The sequence below is a fragment of the Leclercia sp. AS011 genome (assembly GCF_037152535.1).
GTDB lineage: Bacteria > Pseudomonadota > Gammaproteobacteria > Enterobacterales > Enterobacteriaceae > Enterobacter.
This window is the reverse complement of sequence record NZ_JBBCMA010000004.1, coordinates 241,216-257,556: the sequence shown is the minus strand read 5'-3', so window position 1 is coordinate 257,556 and position 16,341 is coordinate 241,216. Positions and strand designations below refer to the sequence as shown.

The 16,341-nt window shown below is 59.1% G+C and carries 14 protein-coding genes; 6 read left to right on the top strand and 8 right to left on the bottom strand.

What is annotated here, in order from left to right:
- Positions 1-133: 133 nt before the first annotated feature.
- The 4 genes from ftsP to WFO70_RS17305 form a co-directional block, all read right to left on the bottom strand.
- Positions 134-1,546: a cell division protein FtsP gene (ftsP, locus tag WFO70_RS17320; protein WP_337017837.1), complete on the bottom strand. Its 1,413-nt coding sequence runs from the start codon at positions 1,544-1,546 to the stop codon at positions 134-136.
- A 59-nt stretch (positions 1,547-1,605) separates the two neighbouring features.
- Positions 1,606-2,343, bottom strand: coding sequence for a 1-acylglycerol-3-phosphate O-acyltransferase (plsC, locus tag WFO70_RS17315; RefSeq protein WP_337017835.1), 738 nt, complete (start codon positions 2,341-2,343; stop codon positions 1,606-1,608).
- A gap of 122 nt (positions 2,344-2,465) precedes the next feature.
- A complete protein-coding gene (gene parC / locus WFO70_RS17310) occupies positions 2,466-4,724 on the bottom strand; it encodes a DNA topoisomerase IV subunit A (protein WP_337017833.1) in 2,259 nt (752 codons plus the stop codon).
- 119 nt (positions 4,725-4,843) lie between these two features.
- The gene (locus WFO70_RS17305; protein ID WP_333854061.1) at positions 4,844-5,245 is read right to left on the bottom strand and encodes a YgiW/YdeI family stress tolerance OB fold protein; all 402 of its coding nucleotides are present in this window, start codon (positions 5,243-5,245) and stop codon (positions 4,844-4,846) included.
- Between the two features lie 138 nt (positions 5,246-5,383).
- On the opposite strand from WFO70_RS17305, the gene qseB reads away from it, so the two are divergent.
- The 5 genes from qseB to lysM all read left to right on the top strand — a co-directional run bounded on the left by qseB (position 5,384) and on the right by lysM (position 9,043).
- A complete protein-coding gene (gene qseB, locus WFO70_RS17300) occupies positions 5,384-6,043 on the top strand; it encodes a quorum sensing response regulator transcription factor QseB (protein ID WP_337017830.1) in 660 nt (219 codons plus the stop codon).
- On the top strand, positions 6,040-7,389 hold the full coding sequence (gene qseC, locus WFO70_RS17295) for a quorum sensing histidine kinase QseC (protein WP_337017828.1): 1,350 nt from the start codon (positions 6,040-6,042) through the stop codon (positions 7,387-7,389). The genes qseB and qseC overlap by 4 nt, the downstream gene beginning before the upstream one ends.
- Positions 7,390-7,495: 106 nt before the next feature.
- Entirely contained in the window at positions 7,496-8,077 is a 582-nt protein-coding gene (locus WFO70_RS17290) for an NAD(P)H-dependent oxidoreductase (RefSeq protein WP_032614156.1), read from the top strand.
- Positions 8,078-8,106: 29 nt separating this feature from the next.
- Entirely contained in the window at positions 8,107-8,421 is a 315-nt protein-coding gene (locus WFO70_RS17285; RefSeq protein ID WP_032614615.1) for a putative quinol monooxygenase, read from the top strand.
- A gap of 181 nt (positions 8,422-8,602) precedes the next feature.
- The gene (gene lysM, locus WFO70_RS17280) at positions 8,603-9,043 is read left to right on the top strand and encodes a peptidoglycan-binding protein LysM (RefSeq protein WP_032614158.1); all 441 of its coding nucleotides are present in this window, start codon (positions 8,603-8,605) and stop codon (positions 9,041-9,043) included.
- A gap of 40 nt (positions 9,044-9,083) precedes the next feature.
- Here lysM and WFO70_RS17275 read toward each other — a convergent pair whose 3' ends face one another.
- The 3 genes from WFO70_RS17275 to WFO70_RS17265 are packed head-to-tail and all read right to left on the bottom strand — an operon-like array spanning position 9,084 to position 13,384.
- Positions 9,084-10,271, bottom strand: coding sequence for a glycoside hydrolase family 88 protein (locus tag WFO70_RS17275; protein WP_337017826.1), 1,188 nt, complete (start codon positions 10,269-10,271; stop codon positions 9,084-9,086).
- Positions 10,272-10,299: 28 nt separating this feature from the next.
- Positions 10,300-11,544: an oligosaccharide MFS transporter gene (locus tag WFO70_RS17270; protein WP_337017825.1), complete on the bottom strand. Its 1,245-nt coding sequence runs from the start codon at positions 11,542-11,544 to the stop codon at positions 10,300-10,302.
- Between the two features lie 31 nt (positions 11,545-11,575).
- Positions 11,576-13,384, bottom strand: coding sequence for a DUF2264 domain-containing protein (locus tag WFO70_RS17265; RefSeq protein ID WP_337017823.1), 1,809 nt, complete (start codon positions 13,382-13,384; stop codon positions 11,576-11,578).
- Between the two features lie 166 nt (positions 13,385-13,550).
- Here WFO70_RS17265 and WFO70_RS17260 point away from each other — a divergent pair, with 166 nt between their 5' ends.
- Positions 13,551-14,390: a helix-turn-helix transcriptional regulator gene (locus WFO70_RS17260; RefSeq protein ID WP_337017821.1), complete on the top strand. Its 840-nt coding sequence runs from the start codon at positions 13,551-13,553 to the stop codon at positions 14,388-14,390.
- Positions 14,391-14,444: 54 nt separating this feature from the next.
- Here the strand turns inward: WFO70_RS17260 and parE are convergent, their stop codons facing one another.
- Complete coding sequence (gene parE / locus WFO70_RS17255) at positions 14,445-16,337, bottom strand: DNA topoisomerase IV subunit B (RefSeq protein WP_285111597.1); 1,893 nt, start codon at positions 16,335-16,337, stop codon at positions 14,445-14,447.
- Positions 16,338-16,341 lie beyond the last annotated feature (4 nt).

Here is a 16,341-nt window from a genome sequence, read left to right as displayed (position 1 = left end):
GCGGGATTATACGCTGGATCATTGTGGGAAATGAAGGAGTATTGTGCGTAGATATTATTGCCCGGTGGCGCTGCGCTTACCGGGCCTACGGGGCATGTAGGCCGGGTAAGGCGAAGCCGCCACCCGGCAAAACTTACGGTGCCGGATTGATTAACATTTGTCCTACGGAGCCCCTGTCCATCATCTCCAGCGTCTGGCTGTGGAACAGGAACGGGAAGTGCGGCCAGGAAGGCTGACCGTAATAGACCAGCAGTTCCACCTGTCCGTCGACCCAGACGGTATCTTTCCAGCCCCGGTCTTCCGGGAACGGCATCGCCCCGTTGACGTTACGCACCAGGAACCGCACCCCTTCAATATGGAACGCCTGCGGCATGTCGGCACGCACCGTCCAGCGCTCCCAGGTGCCCTGCTGGGCGGTAATATCAATGCGGTTTACATCCCACAGTTGGCCGTTGATGCCCGGATCGTCGCCGAGGCTGATATCCCGGGTACGCACCGGCGTCCCGCTCAGGATTTCCTCCGGCAGCAGGCGCATCGGTAGGGTGTCGGTCACCAGCGGCAACAGGCCGGTGGGACGCAGGGTCAATACCAGAGTCGAGACCAGAATGCTGGACGGTTCAAAGAAGCCGCGCAGACGGTCAACGATGCCCGCCGCCTCACCGCAGGTGATGGAGACTTCATCGCCGTTGGTCATATCCACCAGGATTTCGCGTCGCTCGCCCGGGGCCAGCGCCAGCTGCTTCACCGGCACCGGAGCGGGTAAGAAGCCCTGATCCCCGGCAATCACGTGCAGCGCCCGGCCGTCGCTCATCTGTAACTGATAGCGGCGCGAGTTGGAGGCATTCAGCAGGCGCAGACGCACCCAGCCGCGTGACACCTCGACATACGGGCTCTGCGCGCCGTTCACCAGCAGCGTGTCGCCGACAAAGCCCCCGCTGCCCGGCTCGCTGTACTCCGGCGTACCGAAGTTATCCAGCCGCTTGTCCTGAATGATGATCGGGAAGTCATCGACCCCGTAGTGATTGGGGATCGGCAGGGATTTGCTGATCTCATCTTCCACCAGCCACATCCCCGCCAGGCCGGTATAGACCTGCTGCGCGGTGCGGTTTGGCGTATTGGCGTGATACCAGAGGGTGGCGGCGTTCTGGCGAACGGGCAGAACCGGCGCCCAGTCGGCGCTCGGGGACATCATGCGCGGCGCGCCGCCCAGCAGCGGGCCCGGCACCTGCAAACCGCTGATGGTCATGGCGACATTCTCCGCCAGGCGGTTGCTGTAGATCAGTTTGACGTCATCGCCGCTCCAGACGCGCACGGTCGGGCCGAGGTAGCGTCCGTTGACGCCCCAGACGTTCGCCCGCGTGCCCTGGGTGAACGACCAGTGGGTACGCTGTAACGTCAGGAACAGCGGCTGGCCGCGACGGGATTCGAGTAACGGCGGGATGGGCAGCGGCTGCTGCTGCCCGGCGGCGTTTGCCCTCAGCGGAACCGCACCTGCACAAAGGGCGATACCCGATGCCTGAATAAACTGACGGCGACTGAGTGACATATTAGCTCCATGTATAAACGTACTGACAACGCGGGAATTCGTTTTCCCTTCAAGCCGGCTTAAACCCTGCCAGCGGCTTCGCGCTCTGCGACTTCTTTATCGAGCTCAGCGATTTTATTCAGCATTAATTCGCGGCAGTGGGCCGCCAGCTCGCGCACCTGATCTTTGCCATATTGACTGACATCGACCGGCGGCAGCATCTCGACAATCACCAGGCCGTTACGCAGGCGGTTGAGGTTTATCTTATTCGATGTGTTGGAAACACACACCGGAATAATAGGAACACCTGCCGCAATTGCGGCGTGAAACGCGCCAGTTTTAAACGGCAGCAGGCCACGACCCCGGCTGCGGGTCCCTTCCGGGAACATCCAGATGGAAATTTTGCGCTTTTTGAAGTGGTTCACCACCTCAGCGATAGTGCCGTGCGCTTTGGCGCGGTTGTTACGGTCGATCAGCAGGTTGCCGGTCAGCCAGTAGAGCAGGCCGAAGAACGGCACCCACAGCAGGCTCTTTTTGCCCACGGTCACGGTTGGCGGCTGGACGATTTTGGCCGCGGTGACCATATCGTAGTTGTTCTGATGGTTACCGATATAGATAGCGTTGCCATAGTTCTCTGCCCCTTCCGGCAGACGCGTTTCTACTTTCAGACCAAACAGCGGCCCCAGACGGGCAAACATGTGGCCAAAGGTGGCAACGTGCTTTGGATTACGCGGGCTGAACAGGCAGTAAATACAGCCGAAAACACAGACCAGAATGCAGTAAATAACGGCAAGAATGGAACGAACAATTAATAGCATAGCGACCTCAAAAACCCCTGACAGCTGACGATTATACTGCAACTGTAAGCGGGTAACTCTTTTGTTTTTATAACGGATGTTTTTCGCGAGACCCCCTCCTGAACGGAGGGGGGGAGGCATTGTTACGCTTCGTTATCGCTCGCATTGCCGCGGTTCGGAGAGTCGATCTCCACGCGGTCAATGCGTTGCAGGCCGCGCATCAGTGAACCGCGACGTCCGCGCTCGCCAACCACCTTCTGCAGCTCTTCCGGACGCAGTTTGATCTTACGCTTGCCGACATGAATGGTCAGGGTGCTCTGCGGCGGCAGCAGGAAGAGATGCGCCAGGCCATCTTCGCCTTTTGCCGCTTCCGCTGACGGGATACTGATGATCTTGTTGCCCTTCCCTTTCGACAGCTGCGGCAGATCGCTGACCGGGAACATCAGCATCCGGCCTGCGGCAGAGATTGCCAGCAGCATGTCGCTCTCGTCCTCAATCACCAGTGGCGGCATAACGTGCGCGTTATCCGGCAGGCTAATCAACGCCTTGCCCGCGCGGTTACGCGACACCAGATCGTTAAAGGTACAGATAAAGCCGTAGCCCGCGTCGGAGGCCAGCAGCAGCTTCTGCTCGTCGCCTTCCATCAGCATATGCTCAACCGTCGCCCCCGGCGGCAGCGTCAGCTTGCCGGTGAGCGGCTCGCCCTGCCCGCGCGCCGACGGCAGCGTGATAGGATCGATGGCGTAGCTGCGCCCGGTGGTATCGATAAAGGCCACCGGCTGGTTGCTCTTGCCCTTCACGGCGGCTTTGAAGCTGTCGCCCGCTTTGTAACTCAGGCCCGGGGCGTCGATGTCGTGGCCTTTGGCGCTACGCACCCAGCCGCTCTGAGAAAGGACGATGGTCACCGGCTCGGACGGCTGCATGTCATGCTCGCTCATCGCCTTCGCTTCTTCGCGCTCGTGCAGCGGAGAACGACGGTCGTCACCGAAGGCATCGGCGTCCGCCTGCAGCTCTTTCTTCAGCAGGGTGTTCATCTTGCGTTCGGAGGCGAGGATCGCCTGCAGCTGATCGCGCTCTTTTTCCAGCTCGTTCTGCTCGCCGCGGATCTTCATCTCTTCCAGCTTGGCGAGATGGCGCAGCTTCAGCTCGAGGATCGCTTCGGCCTGGGTTTCGCTGATGCCAAAGCGCGACATCAGCGCGGGCTTCGGTTCGTCCTCGGTACGGATGATCTCAATCACTTCGTCGATATTGAGGAACGCCACCAGCAAACCTTCAAGGATATGCAGGCGCTTAAGCACTTTCTCCAGACGGTGGTTCAGACGACGACGCACCGTATCGCGGCGGAAGGTCAGCCACTCGGTGAGGATCTCCAGCAGGTTTTTCACCGCCGGACGCCCGTCGAGGCCGATCATGTTCAGGTTGATACGGTAGCTTTTTTCCAGATCGGTGGTGGCGAACAGGTGGTTCATCACCGGCTCCATGTCCACGCGGTTGGAACGCGGCACGATCACCAGACGGGTCGGGTTTTCGTGGTCGGATTCATCGCGCAGGTCATCCACCATCGGCAGCTTTTTATTGCGCATCTGGGCGGCGATCTGCTCCAGCACTTTCGCGCCGGAAACCTGGTGCGGCAGCGCGGTGATCACCACTGCGCCGTCCTCTTTGGTCCATACCGCGCGCATGCGCACGGAGCCGCGCCCGTTCTGGTAGATTTTGCGGATTTCCGCCCGGGAGGTGATGATTTCCGCTTCGGTCGGGTAGTCCGGCCCCTGGACGATATCCAGCAGCTCATCCAGCGAGGTTTTCGGCTGTTCAATCAGGGTGATGGCCGCTTTCGCCACTTCACGCAGGTTGTGCGGCGGAATGTCCGTCGCCATCCCCACGGCAATGCCGGTGGTGCCGTTCAGCAGGATGTTCGGCAGACGCGCAGGCAGCATTTTCGGCTCCTGCATCGTCCCGTCGAAGTTCGGTACCCACTCCACGGTGCCCTGGCCCAGCTCGCTGAGCAGTAGTTCGGCATATTTAGAGAGACGGGATTCGGTGTAACGCATCGCCGCGAAGGACTTCGGATCGTCCGGCGCGCCCCAGTTCCCCTGGCCGTCGACCAGCGGATAACGGTAAGAGAACGGCTGGGCCATCAGCACCATGGCTTCATAACAGGCGCTGTCGCCGTGCGGATGGTATTTACCCAGCACGTCACCCACGGTACGGGCGGATTTTTTAAACTTGGCGCTGGCGTTCAGACCCAGCTCAGACATCGCATACACGATGCGGCGCTGAACGGGTTTCAGCCCATCACCGATAAACGGTAACGCCCTGTCCATGATGACGTACATGGAGTAGTTCAGGTAGGCGTTTTCCGTGAATTCATGTAGCGCGAGGCGCTCTGCCATATCGCTCATTAAATGGGATTCCTCAACTCAGAAACCAGTTGGTTTCAGGCAATATTGCCGCAGATACTACCTCATCTGGCGAGTCGAGTCACAAAGAAAAAGGGCCGCTCTGGCGGCCCCTTTGCGGGTTATTTATTCAGCTTGATAACCTGTTTGACGTCGATTTCGAAATCGTTCCACTCTTTGTCGACCTTACCCTGCAGCTCAACCTTATCCTGCGGGGTGACGGTCACGCCGTTCCAGCGCTTGTGGTCAATCTCTACCACCACCGTACCGCTCTCATCCCGGAAGGTGTAGCGGTCATCGGACAGGCGCTCGGTGATGTTGCCGCGCAGTTTTACCCAGCTGTCGTCCTTCTGATCCTTGACCTTCTGCGCCGTGGTGAGGTTGGCGTCGTTATCGACAAAACCGCCCTGCTGGGTTTGCGTCTGGGTTGCCGTCGCCGACGGGCCGTTAAACCCGCCCTGAGCCGCAAAAACCGGCGCAGTGGTGATCATCATGATGGCAGCAATAGCAGCGAATTTTTTCATCTTAACTCTCCCTTTAATGTCGTTTCGCAGTCCATTAAACAGGGTAAACCTTAACAACTTCTTAAGCGGAAAATTTAAATTTTTTTACTGTACAGCCGAAGGTTAGAGAGGGTTTACTGGCCGCAACAGGGAGGGAACATGCGCATTTTACTGGTAGAAGACGACAAGCTGATAGGCGACGGTATTAAGGCCGGGCTGACGAAACTGGGCTTTAGCCTGGACTGGTTTACCGAGGGCGAAACCGGCAGAGCGGCGCTCTACAGCGCCCCCTATGATGCCGTGGTGCTCGACCTGACCCTGCCCGGCATCGACGGGCTGCAGATCCTGCGCGAGTGGCGGGAACAGGGCCGCAGCGAGCCGGTGCTGATCCTCACCGCGCGGGATGCGCTCGACCAGCGCGTCGAGGGGCTGCGCCTCGGGGCCGACGATTACCTCTGCAAACCCTTTGCGCTGATCGAAGTGGCCGCCCGCCTTGAGGCCCTGGTGCGCCGCAGCCACGGGCAGGCGCGCAGCGAACTGCGTCACGGGGGCGTGACGCTCGATCCGACTCGTCTGGTGGCCAGCCTCAACGGCGACACCCTGGTGCTCAAGCCGAAAGAGTTCGCCCTGCTGGAGCTGTTGATGCGCAATGCGGGCCGCGTGCTGCCGCGCAAGCTGATTGAAGAGAAGCTCTATACCTGGGACGACGATGTCTCGAGCAACGCCATCGAAGTCCACGTTCATCATCTGCGCCGCAAGCTCGGCAGCGATTTTATCCGCACCGTGCACGGCATCGGTTATACCCTGGGTGACGCATGAAACTGACCCAACGCCTCAGCCTCAAGCTGCGCCTGACGCTGCTGTTCCTGCTCCTGTCGCTGACGGCGTGGTTTGCCGCCAGCCTTGTCGCCTGGCACCAGACCAGCGACAAGCTCGATAAGCTGTTCGACACCCAGCAGATGCTGTTTGCCAAAAGGCTGCTGACCATGGATCTGGATGAGATCCGCGCCCCGCAGCGGATGCGCGAGGTGCCGAAAAAGGCGAAACACGGGCATCTGGATGACGATGCCCTGGCCTTTGCCATCTTCACCCCCGACGGCAAAATGGTGCTCAACGACGGTGAAAACGGGCGCGATATTCCGTATCACTATCGCCGGGAAGGCTTTGATAACGGCCAGCTCAACGACGATAACGACGAATGGCGCTTCTTATGGCTCACCGCGCCGGACGGCAAGTACCGGGTGGTGGTTGGCCAGGAGCGGGAGTACCGCCAGGAGATGGCCCTGGAGGTGGTCAGATCGCAGCTCACGCCGTGGCTGGTGGCCCTGCCGGTAATGCTGCTGTTGCTGATTGTCCTGTTGAGCCGCGAACTCTGGCCACTGAAAAAGCTGACCCAGACCCTGCGCGCCCGCTCCCCGGATGCCACCGACCGGCTGGCGACGCACGGCGTGCCTGTGGAGGTTCGCCCCCTGGTGGACGCCCTGAATCAGCTTTTCACCCGTACCCAGCAAATGATGGCCCGGGAGCGCCGCTTCACCTCAGATGCCGCCCACGAGCTGCGCAGTCCGCTGACCGCCCTGAAGGTGCAGACCGAGGTGGCGCAACTGTCGCTGGACGACCCGCAGGCGCAGGCGAAAGCCCTGACCCAGCTGCACACCGGCATTGACCGGGCCTCGCGGCTGGTGGAACAGCTCCTGACGCTGTCGCGCCTGGATTCGCTGGACAATCTGGACGATGTCGAAACCCTGAACATGGCCGATCTACTCCAGTCGGCGGTGATGGAGTGCTATCACCCGGCGCAGCAGGCCGGGATCGACATTCGCCTGACCATCAACGACCCACTGATCACCCGCCCCGGGCAACCCTTACTCCTGAGCCTGCTGGTGCGTAACCTGCTGGATAACGCCGTGCGCTACAGCCCGCGCGGCAGCCGGGTGGAGGTGACACTCGACACCCACAGCTTTACCGTGCGCGACACCGGTCCGGGCATTGCCCCCGAGGCTCTGGCGCGGATCGGAGAGCGTTTTTATCGTCCGCCCGGTCAGGATCAGACCGGCAGCGGCCTGGGGCTGTCGATTGTGAAGCGCATCGCCACGCTGCACCGGATGAGGGTCACGCTCGGCAACGGGCAGAATGGTGGATTTGAAGTCAGGATCGGCTGGTAAGGTATTATTGCTGTTTCAGCAAAAGACTTTGCACATTTTGCTAATTTCACCGCACCGCTGTCGCGCGTAGAATGGCCCTCAGACTCGCTACTCTGAGGACAACTTAATGAGCAATATCCTGATTATCAACGGCGCGAAAAAATTCGCCCACTCTAATGGCCAACTGAATGACACCCTGACCGAGGTCGCGGACGGCTTCCTGCGCGACGCCGGGCATGATGTTAAGGTCGTGCGCACCGACGGTGAGTACGATATCCAGGCCGAAGTGCAGAACTTCCTCTGGGCCGACGTGGTGATCTGGCAGATGCCTGGCTGGTGGATGGGCGCGCCATGGACCGTGAAAAAGTACATGGACGACGTCTTTACCGAAGGCCACGGCGCGCTGTATGCCAGCGACGGTCGCACCCGCTCTGATGCGTCGAAGAAATACGGCTCCGGCGGCCTGATCCAGGGGAAAAAGTACATGCTCTCCCTGACCTGGAACGCGCCGATGGAAGCCTTTACCGAAGAAGATCAGTTCTTCCACGGCGTGGGCGTTGACGGTGTCTACCTGCCGTTCCATAAGGCCAACCAGTTCCTGGGAATGGAGGCGCTGCCAACCTTTATCACCAACGACGTGATTAAAATGCCGGATGTGCCACGCTATATCGCAGAATATCGCAAGCATCTCGCGGAAATTTTTGCTTAACTGTTGGCATGTTATCAGGAGAAATGACCATGCTTACCGTTATTGCTGAAATTCGCACCCGTCCTGGGCAACATCACCGTCAGGCGGTGCTGGATCAGTTCGCAAAAATTATCCCAACCGTTCTGGAAGAGGCAGGCTGCCACGGCTACGCGCCGATGGTGGACACCGCCGCAGGCGTCAGCTTCCAGACTACCGCCCCGGACTCCATTGTGATGGTTGAGCTGTGGGAAACCGTGGCCCACCTCGAAGCCCACCTGCAGACTCCGCACATGAAAGCGTGGAGCGAGGCGGTGAAAGGGGATGTTCTGGAAACGCATATCCGTATTCTGGAGAACGGGGTTTAACCTCCGCAGTATCGCCGGGCGGCACTGCGTTTGCCCGGCCTACGGTCTTGTAGGCCCGGTAAGCGTAGCGCCACCGGGCAAAACAGAAGCCCGGTACGCACAGCGCTACCGGGCTTTTTTTATCACCTTAAAGCGCACCTGCTATGCTTATTCCTGATTTCATTGTTATCTGGAGGAAGGAATGGGAATTTTTAACTTCGTTAAAGAAGCAGGTGAAAAGCTGTGGGACAACCTGACCGATCACAAAGGTCAAAGCGATAAAGTCTCGGAGCATCTTAAGAAGCTCAACATACCGGGTGCCGACAAGGTGCAGGTCAACGTCAATGACGGTAAGGCCGTGGTGACGGGTGACGGGCTGACCCAGGAGCAGAAGGAAAAAATCCAGGTCGCGGTGGGGAACATCGCGGGCGTCAGCGAGGTGGAGAACACCATCACCGCCACCGACACCCAGCATGAAGCCACCTACTACACGGTTAAATCGGGCGATACCCTGAGCGCCATCTCCAAAACCGTGTACGGCGATGCGTCGAAATACAACAAAATCTTTGAGGCCAACCGCCCTATGCTCTCCAGCCCCGATAAAATTTATCCGGGCCAGACGCTGCGTATTCCAGAGGCGTGATCCCCAGGCCCGGTAAGCATTGCGCCACCGGGCTTTTCTCTTACCAGTACAGTTTCCAGCTCTGGGTAAAACGCACCAGGGCTTCAACGTAGAAGTAGTCCCCCCAGCTGGCGCACTCATCCACGCCTTTATTGCTGGCGAGGTGATAGACCGAATGCTTCAGCAGGCCGTTGCCCTTCTCCTCTTTGCCCATCAGATAGTGCTTCGTCAGCGAGGACATGATCCCTTTCGCCCACGCCAGATAGCGCTCGCGATCCGGGTCGGTCACCGGCAGATGTTTCACCAGCTCCAGCAGGCCGCAGACCGCAATGGCCGCCGACGAGGAATCACGCAGGGCGTCGGTGCCCACCAGGGCCAGATCCCAGTGGCAGACGTGATCCTCCGGCAGGCGGTTGAGGAAGTAGTTAGCCAGACGCTTCGACAGGGCGATCATCGTCGCGTCGCCAGTATAGATGTAGCTCAGCAGGAAGCCGTAGATCCCCCAGGCCTGGCCGCGCGACCAGCAGGAGTCATCCGCATAGCCCTGCTGAGTATTGCCGTAGCGCGGCGCGCCGGTAACCACGTCCATATAGTAGGTGTGGAAGGTTGAGGCATCTTCGCGGATGAGATACGTCGCCGCCTGCATCACGTGGGCTTTAGCGGCCTCGGCAAAGCGCGGATCCCCGGTCTGCTCGGTCGCCCAGTAGAGCAGCGGCAGGTTCATGTTGCAGTCGATGATCATCCGCCCGGCCTGCTCGGGATCCGCCAGATCGCCCCACGCCTGGATGATCTTCGCTTTCTCGTGGAAGCGCTCGAGCAGCGCTTCGGCGGCCAGCAGCGAGAAGCCGCGCGCCTCGCGGCTACCGGTCAGCCGCCAGTCCGCCACGCAGGAGAGCGTGTAAAGGAAGCCGAGATCGTGGGTGTTGGTGTCGTTGCGCCCGGCGATGCGCAGGCCAAACGAGCGGGTGTGTTTCTCAGCCATGGCGCGGAATTTGTCGTCACCGCTCATCTCCCACGCCAGCCACAGCTGCCCGGTCCAGAAGCTGGTGGTCCACTCGACGTTGTCCGTCAGCGGGTAATACCCGTCCTTACAGGTTTCCGCCGGAAATTTGTCGCCGAACGCCGTTAAATGACGGCTAATCAGGTCGAGGACGTGGCTGCGCGCCGTGCTTAATTCATCGCTAAAGGCGCGCTCATCCACGGGGGCGGGAATATCGGCCAGACGTTCCTCGGTGATGTGACGTAACATAATTCGATTCCTTCTTTGACGGCGTAAATTAGTGATGTTCTGCAACGTTCAGCGTTTTAGCGCCGCGCCATTTGCTCTGGCAGGCGGATAAGGTAAACGCAGAAATCAGGGTAAAGGTCAGCGCCGTGGCGCCCATGATGATATAGGTCTGCTCAAAGCCGATGCGGTCATACATATATCCGGCCGGGGACGACACCACCACGTTGCCGACGTAGAGCATCGCCTGATAGCCCAGCAGATACATGGTGGCGTTGACGCGCTTATCGAAATGCTCGGCGATATATTTAAATACCGACACCAGCAGGAGGCAGATCTCCAGGCCGTACAGCGGCTTGAGGATCGAAATTAACAGGTGGGAGTCGCACATCCCGGAGATAATTAACCGCGCCCCGACAATCAGGCCGACAATTAATAGCCCGCGTTTGGCACCGATAAAATTCACGAACAGCGGGATCACCATGTACATGACGAATTCCATCCCCGACTGCACGGTACCCAGATAGCCAAACACCGCGTTCCCCTGATGAACATCATCGAAGAAGGTGACGAAATAGCGGGAGAACTGCTGCTCGGCGATAAACATCATCCACGCCACGCCCGCCACGTACAGGCAGAAGGCCCAGAATTTGCGGCTGCGCAGCAGGGCATAGACATCCGCCGGGGCGATTTTCTCTTTGGTCAGCACTTCACCGGCATGGGCCGAATTAGTGTTTACCTTCAGGCTCAGCAGGACGATAAGCATGATCACCGACGCCACGCTGCCCATAATAAAATTGTAGGACGGGGAGAGGTTAAACAGCAGGCCGGAGAACGAAGAAGCCACCGCCCAGCCGAGGGATCCCCACATGCGGATCTGCCCAAACTCCATGCCGTTCAGGCGGCTGAAACGGTCAGAATAGGATTCGCACGCCGCCACCCCCGCATACCAGGCGAAGCTTAAATAGAGCGCGCCGATAATAATCCCCAGCATGGTGTTGGACATTAACAGCGGCTGATAAACATAAATAAAGAACGGCGCCATCAGGGCGGACATTGCCACCACAAAATAGAGCAGGTATTTGCTCATGCCGATCTTATCCAGAATATAGCCGTAGATCGGTTTGAGAATAACGGAGAAGATGCCGTTCACCGCAAAGACGGTGCCGATCACCGACCCGCTGAGATTGGCTTTTTGGCCGAGCCAGATTGCCAGCAGGCCAATACTCGCCGACCAGGTAAAGAAATAGAGAAAGATAAAACTGCTGATTTTGTAATATTCAGTTTTGTTATTCATACCATCCTCGCCGGTATCCAGGGTAAGGGCTTTATAAAATGAACGACAGCTGACGTTCGCTTCCAGGGGCGCGGATCGCGACCTGGTTATGGGTGATGTCCAGTTGTGGGCTTTCCGCCCTGTTTTTATTCAGTGCAGACGCGGTTACCGCGCAGCAGAGCCAGCTTTCTCCCTGCGGGATGGTGCTGGTCAGCAGCGGAATGGCGGCGCATTCGGCAAACATGATGCTGCTGTTCGGCGGCGTCACTACGCAGTCCGGTTGGCGGGTGATGTCTGGTGAGAGATCGACAATGGCGCTGCTGCCGTTATCAGCCATCAGGTAACTGCCGCGCCCCACAAGCTGCGGCTCGGTTTTCATCACCGCAAACCCGCCTTCGACCGTTTGTAAGGTGCGCGCGCTGTTGATGCGGTGCAGGCGCAGATGCCACTCGCCGAAGGGCACCAGCCAGGTATCAATGTGAACGTCATGCCACGGCGACCAGCGCGAGAAGATGTAGTTCTCATCGACGCGCACCTCCTCGCACTCACGACGGCCGCGGAAGTAGTTGTCGCCATCGGCCAGCAGCAGCATGGAATCGCAGGCAGCGTGCTTGAGGCCAAAACGCCCGCGCTCGATGGTGAAACCAAAGCGGCTGGAGTAGGCAAATTTGGTGTATTTCGCCTCGGTGTTGACGTAGTTGTTCAGCTCCAGCTGCCCGGCGGTAAGCATCGTCACATGATCGGTGTGGATCAGGATCTGCTGGGCATGGGGGATGACGCGCTTTTCGGCAAGCCGGGGCAGCGGCTGCTCGTCGGCCTGCCAGAACGGATGGCTCTCCGGCAGGGCCAGGATCAGGTATGTTTTCAGCGCCCAGTAGGGCGAGCCGGGGGCGTTATAGTCCTCGCACATCGCCAGATTTGGATACGCAAACCCAAGGGTCAGGATCCCGTCGCGATCGGTTATCGGCTGCTGCTGCCACCAGCGCAGATGGCGCAGGATAATCCCCTTCACGATGCCCGGCGTGAACACCTCCAGCCCGGAGAAGGCCACCGCGCTCCAGAAAGCGACCATCGCGAAGCGGTAGGTCAGGCTGCGGCCAAAGGGCACCGAAGCACCGTCGGCGGCAGACATATAGATAAAGTCTTCGGCAAACAGACGCGAACGCTGGCGCAGCACCTCCGCCCGGGCCTCATCACCGCTGATAGTGGCGTAGATCAGGCCGTAGAAGTGAAACGCCATCGAGATGTAGTAATCCTTTGGCCGACCCGGACCGTCGGAGTACCAGCCCTCCCCCAGATAGTAGGCATCCATCATCACGAAGCGGCGATCGATAGCCTGCTGGTCATACGGCAGCCCGGCACGCTTAAAGCCGAGCTGCACCATGATGGCGAAATAGTTCCAGTTGCTGTCCGGCATCTGGGCGTCGGTGATCTGATTCAGCCAGGCGTGCAGATTCATCAGCTCGCGTTCGCTAAACCGCTCCGTGAGTCGGTCCTGCAGCAGCGCCAGCCCGAGGCCATAGGCCGCCATCTCCACCAGCCGCTGATCGTAAGGCCCGGTTTCGCCCCAGTAGCCTGCGCTCTGCGGGTCGGTGCCCTGCTTAATGGCGGCGATGTATTTATCGCTGAACGGCGTGGTATCGCCTGCGGCCATCAGCGGAAACAGCCCCCACAATACCCGGGAGAGCCCCTCCATCTGCGCCACCTCCGTGGCGTAGTGGGCGCTGGTGTCACCCAGCGAAAAGCGGGAGCTGCCCGTCGGGAACTGGGTATCCACCGCTGCCAGCAGGGTGTTCAGCGCCGCCACCAGATCCTGGCGGGATGACAACGGATTTGATTTTTCTTTGTTTGCCGCGCACATAGGCTGGTCCTCGTAATCAACTGCGGCAAAGAATAGTTAATCCGCGAGGGGCAGAAATGTTACCCGGGTCACAGGAGTGAGAGATGAATAAACCCGCAGTTGAGGAAATTTAAAAAGGTGGTTTATAAAGAGGCAGGAAAAGGGAAAAGTTGAGTTTTATTGCACTATGCGTGAGACACCCACGGCGGAACGCCTTGAGCTGATTACCCTGAACGACGCCATCGTGTCGTTCAGTCGCCTGTTCGCCAACACCGTGCGCTACCACCACTGGCACCAGTGTCTGGAAATTCTCTATGTCGAAGAAGGGTTTGGCGTGGCGATTGTCGATAATCGCCACTACACAATGCGCCCGGGACGGCTGTTTTTCTTTCCGCCCTTTACCCTGCACAAGGTGATGGTCGATCCCCAGGCCGAGGCCAACTACCGCCGCACCATTATTCATCTCGATCAGCATGCGGTTCTGAAGGCACTGCGCGACTTCCCCCAGACCCAGCAGCGGCTGCAGAAGCTGTCCCAGCGCGGAGGCGAAGCCTGGGTGGCGGATATGGCGCACTGCCACAGCCATCTCGATCATCTGTTCAGCTGTTACCCGCCGCCGATGAACAGCGAGCGCGTCGCCAGCCTGCTGATTGGGCTGTTTGCCATGCTGCCACACGATGACGAAGGCCAGCCCGGCAACAGCCAGGGCATCGCCAGCCAGGTGATGTTCTGGCTGGACGAGCATTACCAGCAAAAATTCAGCCTTGATGCGCTGGCAGAGGAGCTGGGGAAATCCCGCAGCTACGTGTCACGGAAATTCCATGCCGAAACGGGAGAGAAAATTCACGATTACCTGAATACGTTGCGCCTGCGGAAAGCCTGCGAAAGTTTGCTGCACTCAGAGGCGAGCGTGCGGGAGATCGCCGCGCGGGTAGGGTTTTCTGATGTGACCTATTTTATCAGCGCATTTAAAAAGGGCATCGGAGAGACGCCCTTACAGTACCGGAAGAATCATTGTGCGGCCTGAAGGAATGCCGGGTGGCGGCTCCGCCTTACCCGGCCTACAAAACCTGTCGTTATATCAACCTTCGATATCCGCCAGGTCGCCCTTCTCCTGCAGCCAGTTGCGGCGATCTTCCGAGCGCTTCTTGGCCAGCAGCATATCCATTACCGCATTGGTCTGCTGCTCGTCTTCATCGCTGATGGTCAACTGCACCAGACGGCGGGTGTTCGGATCCAGCGTGGTTTCACGCAGCTGCAGCGGGTTCATCTCGCCCAGCCCTTTAAAGCGCTGCACGTTCGGTTTGCCCTTCTTGCGCTTGAGTTGCTCCAGCACGCCCGCTTTCTCTTCTTCCGTCAGCGCGTAGTAAACCTCTTTACCAAGGTCGATACGGTACAGCGGCGGCAGCGCCACGTGGACGTGACCGTTCTTCACCAGAGTGCGGAAGTGCTTCACAAACAGCGCGCACAGCAGGGTGGCAATGTGCAGACCATCGGAGTCCGCATCCGCGAGGATACAGATTTTGCCGTAGCGCAGCTGGCTCAGATCCTCGCTGTCCGGATCGATACCGATCGCCACCGAGATGTCATGCACCTCCTGCGACGCCAGCACCTCATCGGAAGAGACTTCCCAGGTGTTAAGGATCTTACCCTTCAGCGGCATGATCGCCTGATACTCACGGTCACGCGCCTGTTTGGCCGATCCGCCCGCCGAATCCCCTTCCACCAGGAACAGCTCGGTGCGGTTCAGATCCTGCGCGGTACAGTCCGCCAGCTTGCCCGGCAGCGCAGGGCCGCTGGTCAGCTTTTTACGTACCACTTTCTTCGCGGCGCGCAGACGACGCTGGGCGCTGGAGATAGCCATTTCGGCCAGCATCTCTGCGGCCTGTACGTTCTGGTTCAGCCACAGGCTGAAGGCATCTTTCACCACGCCGGAGACGAACGCCGCACACTGGCGTGAGGAGAGACGCTCTTTGGTCTGCCCGGCAAACTGCGGATCCTGCATCTTCACGGAGAGCACGTAGGCGCAGCGATCCCAGATATCTTCCGCCGACAGCTTCACGCCGCGCGGCAGGATATTGCGGTATTCGCAGAACTCACGCATCGCATCCAGCAGCCCCTGGCGCAGGCCGTTCACGTGGGTGCCGCCTTGCATGGTCGGGATCAGGTTCACGTAGCTTTCGGTCAGCAGCTCGCCGCCTTCCGGCAGCCACAGCAGCGCCCAGTCCACCGCTTCCGTATCACCGGAAAAATTACCGATAAAAGGTTTTTCCGGCAGTGTTGGCAGGCCGTTCACCGCTTCGCCCAGGTAGTCGTTCAGACCGTCCTGGTAGCACCAGCGCTGCTCGCTGTTGTTGACCTCATCCTTAAAGGTGATCTCCACCCCAGGACAGAGGACCGCTTTCGCTTTCAGAATGTGCGTTAAGCGCGAGACCGAGAAACGCGGGCTATCGAAGAAGCTCTCGTCCGGCCAGAAGTGGACGCTGGTGCCGGTATTGCGTTTGCCGCAGGTACCGATCACCTTCAAATCCTGCACTTTATCGCCGTTCTCAAAGGCGATGTTGTACACCTGGCCATCGCGGCGCACGGTGACTTCAACCCGTTTTGACAGGGCGTTGACCACAGAGATACCGACCCCGTGCAGGCCGCCTGAGAACTGGTAATTTTTGTTGGAGAACTTGCCGCCCGCATGCAGACGGCAGAGGATCAGCTCAACGGCAGGCACACCCTCTTCCGGGTGGATATCCACCGGCATGCCGCGGCCGTCGTCGATCACTTCCAGCGACTGGTCGGCATGCAGAATAACGTCGACGCGTTTGGCATGACCCGCCAGCGCTTCGTCGACGCTGTTATCAATTACTTCCTGGCCCAGATGGTTTGGGCGCGTGGTATCGGTGTACATCCCCGGACGGCGGCGAACCGGCTCAAGCCCGGTGAGTACCTCAATGGCATCAGCGTTATAGGTTTGCGTCATGATT

Coding starts and splice junctions, on each gene's coding strand:
- ftsP (WP_337017837.1), bottom strand. CDS start 1,546: ATGTCACTCAGTCGCCGTCAGTTTATTCAGGCATCGGGTATCGCCCTT.
- plsC (WP_337017835.1), bottom strand. CDS start 2,343: ATGCTATTAATTGTTCGTTCCATTCTTGCCGTTATTTACTGCATTCTG.
- parC (WP_337017833.1), bottom strand. CDS start 4,724: ATGAGCGATATGGCAGAGCGCCTCGCGCTACATGAATTCACGGAAAAC.
- WFO70_RS17305 (WP_333854061.1), bottom strand. CDS start 5,245: ATGAAAAAATTCGCTGCTATTGCTGCCATCATGATGATCACCACTGCG.
- qseB (WP_337017830.1), top strand. CDS start 5,384: ATGCGCATTTTACTGGTAGAAGACGACAAGCTGATAGGCGACGGTATT.
- qseC (WP_337017828.1), top strand. CDS start 6,040: ATGAAACTGACCCAACGCCTCAGCCTCAAGCTGCGCCTGACGCTGCTG.
- WFO70_RS17290 (WP_032614156.1), top strand. CDS start 7,496: ATGAGCAATATCCTGATTATCAACGGCGCGAAAAAATTCGCCCACTCT.
- WFO70_RS17285 (WP_032614615.1), top strand. CDS start 8,107: ATGCTTACCGTTATTGCTGAAATTCGCACCCGTCCTGGGCAACATCAC.
- lysM (WP_032614158.1), top strand. CDS start 8,603: ATGGGAATTTTTAACTTCGTTAAAGAAGCAGGTGAAAAGCTGTGGGAC.
- WFO70_RS17275 (WP_337017826.1), bottom strand. CDS start 10,271: ATGTTACGTCACATCACCGAGGAACGTCTGGCCGATATTCCCGCCCCC.
- WFO70_RS17270 (WP_337017825.1), bottom strand. CDS start 11,544: ATGAATAACAAAACTGAATATTACAAAATCAGCAGTTTTATCTTTCTC.
- WFO70_RS17265 (WP_337017823.1), bottom strand. CDS start 13,384: ATGTGCGCGGCAAACAAAGAAAAATCAAATCCGTTGTCATCCCGCCAG.
- WFO70_RS17260 (WP_337017821.1), top strand. CDS start 13,551: ATGCGTGAGACACCCACGGCGGAACGCCTTGAGCTGATTACCCTGAAC.
- parE (WP_285111597.1), bottom strand. CDS start 16,337: ATGACGCAAACCTATAACGCTGATGCCATTGAGGTACTCACCGGGCTT.